General features: G+C 59.0%; 8 protein-coding genes. 3 read left to right on the top strand and 5 right to left on the bottom strand.

Annotation, left to right across the window (positions count from 1 at the left end):
* Positions 1-54 precede the first annotated feature (54 nt).
* On the top strand, positions 55-1029 hold the full coding sequence (gene cysB, locus C1X29_RS23765) for an HTH-type transcriptional regulator CysB (RefSeq protein WP_007955684.1): 975 nt from the start codon (positions 55-57) through the stop codon (positions 1027-1029).
* A gap of 8 nt (positions 1030-1037) precedes the next feature.
* Here cysB and C1X29_RS23760 read toward each other — a convergent pair whose 3' ends face one another.
* A complete protein-coding gene (locus C1X29_RS23760; RefSeq protein ID WP_085744974.1) occupies positions 1038-1520 on the bottom strand; it encodes a GreA/GreB family elongation factor in 483 nt (160 codons plus the stop codon).
* A gap of 2 nt (positions 1521-1522) precedes the next feature.
* Positions 1523-1930, bottom strand: a complete 408-nt coding sequence (locus tag C1X29_RS23755) for a hypothetical protein (RefSeq protein WP_102718501.1) — start codon at positions 1928-1930, stop codon at positions 1523-1525.
* 124 nt (positions 1931-2054) lie between these two features.
* On the opposite strand from C1X29_RS23755, the gene earP reads away from it, so the two are divergent.
* Together earP and C1X29_RS23745 are read left to right on the top strand one after the other, a co-directional pair.
* Positions 2055-3197, top strand: coding sequence for an elongation factor P maturation arginine rhamnosyltransferase EarP (earP, locus tag C1X29_RS23750; protein ID WP_102718500.1), 1143 nt, complete (start codon positions 2055-2057; stop codon positions 3195-3197).
* Between the two features lie 48 nt (positions 3198-3245).
* Positions 3246-3815 carry an elongation factor P gene (locus C1X29_RS23745; RefSeq protein ID WP_007955690.1) on the top strand — a complete coding sequence of 190 codons (570 nt, stop codon included), beginning with the start codon at positions 3246-3248 and terminating at the stop codon, positions 3813-3815.
* A 65-nt stretch (positions 3816-3880) separates the two neighbouring features.
* Here C1X29_RS23745 and C1X29_RS23740 read toward each other — a convergent pair whose 3' ends face one another.
* From C1X29_RS23740 to C1X29_RS23730, 3 genes are all read right to left on the bottom strand, one after another.
* Entirely contained in the window at positions 3881-4894 is a 1014-nt protein-coding gene (locus C1X29_RS23740; RefSeq protein ID WP_085647565.1) for an alpha/beta hydrolase, read from the bottom strand.
* Positions 4895-4927: 33 nt separating this feature from the next.
* The gene (locus C1X29_RS23735) at positions 4928-5347 is read right to left on the bottom strand and encodes an organic hydroperoxide resistance protein (protein ID WP_034155242.1); all 420 of its coding nucleotides are present in this window, start codon (positions 5345-5347) and stop codon (positions 4928-4930) included.
* Between the two features lie 273 nt (positions 5348-5620).
* Complete coding sequence (locus C1X29_RS23730; protein ID WP_085744972.1) at positions 5621-6085, bottom strand: MarR family winged helix-turn-helix transcriptional regulator; 465 nt, start codon at positions 6083-6085, stop codon at positions 5621-5623.
* Positions 6086-6117: the final 32 nt, after the last annotated feature.

The following is a 6117-nucleotide window of genomic DNA, read 5'->3' as shown; positions in this document are numbered from 1 at the left end:
TAGTTATATACCGTCGCTGATGCCCGTGGCGTCTACCTGCTTTGAGGGATTCATATGAAGCTTCAACAATTGCGCTACATCTGGGAAGTGGCGCACCACGACCTCAACGTTTCCGCTACAGCCCAAAGCCTCTACACCTCGCAACCGGGCATCAGTAAACAGATCCGCCTGCTGGAAGACGAACTGGGCGTCGAAGTGTTCGCCCGCAGCGGCAAGCACCTGACCCGCGTCACCCCAGCCGGCGAGCGCATCATCACCACCGCCGGCGAGATTCTGCGCAAGGTCGAAAGCATCAAGCAGATCGCCCAGGAATTCTCCAACGAGAAGAAAGGCACCCTGTCGATCGCCACCACCCACACCCAGGCACGTTATGCGCTGCCGCCGGTGATCAGCAATTTCATCAAGCAATACCCGGACGTGGCGCTGCACATGCACCAGGGTTCGCCGATGCAGATCGCCGAGATGGCCGCTGACGGCACCGTCGATTTCGCCATCGCCACCGAAGCGCTGGAGCTGTTCGGCGATCTGGTGATGATGCCGTGCTACCGCTGGAACCGTTGCGTAGTTGTGCCTCAGGGCCACCCGCTGACCAAGTTGCCGAAGCTGACCCTCGAAGCGCTGGCCGAATACCCGATCGTGACTTACGTGTTCGGTTTCACCGGCCGTTCGAAACTCGACGAAGCCTTCAGCCATCGCGGCCTGACGCCGAAAGTGGTGTTCACCGCGGCCGACGCCGACGTGATCAAAACCTACGTGCGTCTGGGCCTGGGCGTTGGCATCGTGGCGAAAATGGCGGTCGACACCAAACTGGATAACGATCTGGTGGTGCTCGATGCCAGCGAACTGTTCGAGTCCAGCGTGACCAAGATCGGTTTCCGTCGCGGTACTTTCCTGCGCGGCTTCATGTGCGACTTCATCGAGAAGTTCGCGCCGCACCTGACCCGCGAAGTCATGGCCAAGGCCATTCAGTGCCACAACAAGCAGGAACTGGAAGAACTGTTCGAAGGCGTCGAACTGCCGGTTCACTAAGCCCCTGTCTACAGCACCTCGGTGACAGCAAACTGTTGCCGGGTGCCTGCCACCAGAATCTCTACCTCGTCACCCTCGAATTTGCCCAGCAGGCTTTTGCCCAGCGGCGAGCGCGGGGTGATGACGGTAATCGGCTGACCCACCACGTCGACCTTCAAACCTGCCGCATCCGGCGCCAGAAACAGCCATTGTTCACGACCCTTTTCGTCTTCCAGACCGAGCAGGGCGCCGATTTCAATCCCCCGCTGATCGTCATACGCGCGCAGCGTCAGGTTCTGGCACAGCGCCAATGACTGACGAATTTCCTCGACCCGTTTCGCCTGGCCCGCCGCCAGGTACGACGCCTCAAGACCCAGGGTGTCGTACTTGTTTTCGGCGATGTTCTCTTCGTGGGTCGCGGTTTCGTAGGCGGTTTGCGCCGCGCGCTCGGCGATGTCGAGATCGACGCGCAGCTTGTCGAGAATCAGTTGGTGAACAATCTGTTTATTCATGATCAATCGCAGAATTGCAGGACATTGGCGCGGCTTTTTTCGCTCGGGGCCGTCTGATCCTGTTGCAGCCAGAACTGGCATTTGGGGTTCGACAGATTACGTGTGCTGCCACGGGCCTGATCCAGGCGTGCCTGTTGTTCGTTTTTGCGCAGGTTTTCTTCGTACTGTTCGAACAGGCGGTTTTGTGGCTCAGGTTCTGGCAGCGGCTGGGCGGCTACCGGAGGCTTGCTCAGTTGTTGCACCGCTTCCGCCACTGGCTGCAACTGACGGCTGAAGAGTAGTGAGGCGAGCCAGCAAGTCAGTGCAATGGCCAGGAAACCCAGCCACAGACCCAGGGCAATGCTGCCGGTCAATTGCAGCGCGCTAAGCTGAACAGGCAAGGGGCGACGCGGGTTGGGACGATAGGGCATGGCTGCCTCCTGGCGGATGAATGCGGGCGAGTGGCGATTGTCGCACGAAGATTAATTGCCGTCGGCTCTTCTGCATGGAGACATTTATGCGGACAATCGGCGCTTTTGCCAACGGGAGCCTTGAATGCCGCAACCGAAAACCCGCTGGGACATTTTTTGTACGGTCGTCGACAACTACGGCGACATCGGCGTGACCTGGCGTCTGGCCCGGCAACTGGTCAGCGAGCAGGCAATGACGGTGCGGCTGTGGGTCGATGACCTGCGCGCCTTCGAGCGCATCTGCCCCGAAATCGACATCGGCCTCGATCAGCAATGGCAGCAGGGCGTCGAAGTCCGGCACTGGCCGACCGAATGGCAGGAAGCGGAGGCGGCCGAGGTGGTGATCGCCGCGTTTGCCTGCCAGTTGCCGAGCGTCTACATGGACGCCATGGCCGCTCGGGAAAAACCGCCGTTGTGGATGAACCTCGACTATCTCAGCGCCGAAGACTGGGTGGTCGGTTGCCACGGACTGCCGTCGGTGAAATACAAGTCGGTGCAGAAGTACTTTTTCTTTCCGGGATTCCAGCCGGGCACCGGCGGCCTGTTGCGTGAAAGCGGTTTGCTGGAGCGACGTCAGCAGTTTCAGCAGGTCCCCGAGGCGCAGCGACAATTCCTGCAAGGTCTGGGGATCATTCCTGCGCCCGGTGCGCAACTGATTTCGCTGTTTGCCTACGAGAATGCGGGACTCGCCAGTTGGCTGGATGTGCTCGCCGCTGACTCGATGCCCACTCATCTGCTGGTGCCGGAAGGACGGATTCTCGGCGATGTCGCCCGTTGGCTCGGGTTCGAGTCGCTGGCGGTCGGGGCGAAGCATGTTCGTCAAGCGCTGACCGTGCAGGTGCTGCCGTTCGTCCGTCAGGATCAATACGATCAATTGCTCTGGTGCTGCGATTTCAACGCGGTGCGCGGCGAGGACTCGTTTGTCCGTGCGCAATGGGCGGGGCGGCCGATGTTGTGGCACATCTATCAGCAGGACGAAGACATCCATCTCGACAAGCTCGACGCCTTCCTTGCGCTCTACACAAAAGGTCTTTCGCCCGTTGCCGCCGAGGCGATGAACGGTCTCTGGCGTGCCTGGAGTGCCGGGCAGCCTATCGGCGACCACTGGCTTGAGGCCCGCAAACACTGGCCCGAACTGCAGGAAAATGCCCGCGAGTGGTGTCTGGAACAGGCCTTGCAGGCGGATCTTGCGACGGCGCTGGTACAGTTTTACCGAAATTGGATATGATACGCGGCCTAGATTTTTGTAAATCCCATCCAAATTCGGATATTCGCAATGAAAACTGGTAAAGAACTCAAACCCGGTACCGTGATCCGTATCGACAACGATCCTTGGCTGGTTCAGAAAGCTGAATTCACCAAATCGGGCCGTAACAGCGCGATCATGAAGACCAAGCTGAAGAACCTGCTGACCGGTTACAAGACCGAAACCGTTTACGGTGCGGACGACAAACTGGACGACGTGATCCTGGATCGCAAAGAAGCGACCCTGTCCTTCATCAGCGGTGACTCCTACACGTTCATGGACACCACCGACTACACCATGTACGAGCTGAACGCCGAAGACATCGAAAGCGTTCTGCCATTCGTGGAAGAAGGCATGACCGACGTTTGCGAAGCCGTATTCTTCGAAGGCCGTCTGGTTTCCGTAGAGCTGCCGACCACCATCGTGCGTCAGGTTGACTACACCGAAGGTTCCGCTCGCGGCGACACTTCCGGCAAGGTGATGAAGCCTGCCAAACTGAAGAACGGTACCGAGCTGTCGGTTGCTGACTTCATCGAAATCGGCGACATGATCGAGATCGATACCCGCGAAGGCGGTTCCTACAAAGGCCGTGCCAAATAAGCACTGCTTTTTGCGGAAAGAAAAAGCCCGACCATTGAGTCGGGCTTTTTTGTGCCTGATGAAAATTACTTCTTCAGGTGCTGTTTCAGCTCCTCCGAGGCCTGCAGCATCGCCGAACGCACCGCCGGCACCTGGCTGACCACGTTGAGCAAACCGTAGTCGTGGATCATGCCGTTGTAGCGTACAGAGGTCACCGGCACGCCGGCTTCGTCGAGTTTGCGGGCGTAGGCTTCACCTTCGTCACGCAGCACGTCGGCTCCGGCGGTCTGCACCAGCGCTGGCGGCAGACCCTTCAATTGCGCGGTGGTGGCCCGCAGCGGCGAGGCGTAGATCTCGTTCCGCTGGTTGGCGTCGGTGGTGTAGTTGTCCCAGAACCACTTCATCATGTTGCGAGTGAGGAAGTGCCCCTCGGCGTACTGGTTATACGAACCGGTGTCGAAATTGGCATCGGTCACCGGCCACAGCAGCACTTGGAATTTGATTGCCGGAGTGCCTTTGTCTTTGGCCATCAGGGCGACGACTGCCGCCATGTTGCCGCCAACGCTGTTGCCCGCCACCGCCAGACGCTTGCCGTCGACGTTGATCTCTTTACCGTGTTCGGCCACCCATTTGGTCGCGGCGTAAGCCTGGTTGATCGCCACCGGGTAATGCGCTTCCGGCGAAGGGGTGTAGTTGACGAACACCGCCGCCGCACCCGAGCCGACCACCAGATCCCGCACCAGACGTTCGTGGGTCGGGAAATCCCCCAGTACCCAGCCGCCGCCGTGGAAGAACATGAACACCGGCAGCTCGCCCTTGACCCCGGCCGGCCGGACGATGGTCAGGCTCAACGGTTGGCCATCGACCTGGATGGTCTTCTCGCTGACGTCCGCTTTGGGCAGCGTCAGTTTGACCCCGGACTGCGCGCCCGTCAGCACGGCGCGGGCATCCTTGGGCGTCATCTGTTCCATCGGTTTGCCGGTGCCGGCATTCAGCACATCGAGAAACGCCTGGGTGTTGTGTTCAACCTCCCCGGCAAATGCGCTGTGGATGGACAGGGCGAGAAGGGTACCGGTCAAGACTTTGCTGAAAGTGTTCATGTTCATTTCCTGTACGGGCCTGAGTGTCAGTGATTACACGGTGACGTGCAGACGCACATCAACGTTGCCGCGAGTGGCGTTGGAGTACGGGCAGACCTGGTGGGCAGCGTCGACCAGGCTTTGTGCGTCTGCCTGTTCCAGGCCTGGCAGACTGATGTGCAGGTCGATGTCCAGACCGAAACCGCCAGGAATCTGGCCGATGCCGACGTGAGCGGTGATCGAGGCGTCGTCCGGAATTTTGCGTTTGGTCTGGCTGGCGACGAATTTCAGGGCACCGATGAAGCAGGCCGAGTAGCCGGCGGCGAACAGTTGCTCAGGGTTGGTAGCTGCGCCGCCGGCACCGCCGAGTTCTTTCGGGGTGGCGAGTTTGACGTCGAGGATGTTGTCGCTGGAGATCGCACGACCGTCACGGCCGCCAGTGGAGGTTGCGATTGCGGTGTAGAGAGTTTGCATAGTGTGAGCCTCATTGAGTGTGGTTCGTTGCGCTAATTGTTTGCGCGCTAACTAGGTGCGAAGTAAATGTACTTCGCTAATATTTAGCGCGCAAGATAATTTTTTTGAAGAACGCGCGAATGGTCACTTGGATCGGGTAGGGTCGTGATCCCAAGCTTTTGATATAGAAGGTTTTTTTAGTGTGAAACGAGAGGAAAAAAATTTTCGGGGATCAGCGGGGAAGGTGCGATTAGCCTGCAGGCGCAAGGCTGCGCCCACAGGAAAGGGGGAGTTTTAAGCGAGACTGTCCTGCAAATGACCACGCAAGGCCTGCAACTCGGCTTGCAGATTTTGCAGACGTTCCAGGGTGAAGCCGCTGGCCCCCAGAATGCACTGCGGAACGGTTCGGGCCTTGTCTTTCAAGGCGTGTCCCTGGGCAGTCAGTTCAACGATCACCACGCGCTCATCTTCCCGGCTGCGGGTTCGGCTGAGCAAGCCTTCACCTTCCAGACGTTTGAGCAGCGGGGTCAGCGAACCCGGATCGGTCAGCAGGCGCGTGCTGATTTCTCCGACGGTTAAACCATCCTTCTCCCACAGCACCATCATCGCCAGGTATTGCGGATACGTCAGGCCAAGCGCTTGCAGCAGCGGCTTGTAGACCTTGGTCATCATCAGCGAAGTGGAATGCAGGGCGAAGCAGGCCTGATTGTCGAGCAGCAGCTCTTCGCAGTGATCGGAGGTGTCGCGGTCGGTGGTCATGTCAGTGCCTTGAACGGTGATGCAGTTGAATC

The sequence above is a fragment of the Pseudomonas sp. GW456-12-10-14-LB2 genome (assembly GCF_002884345.1).
Taxonomy (GTDB): Bacteria; Pseudomonadota; Gammaproteobacteria; order Pseudomonadales; family Pseudomonadaceae; genus Aquipseudomonas; species Aquipseudomonas paraglycinae.
This window is presented reverse-complemented; position numbering and strand designations above follow the sequence as displayed.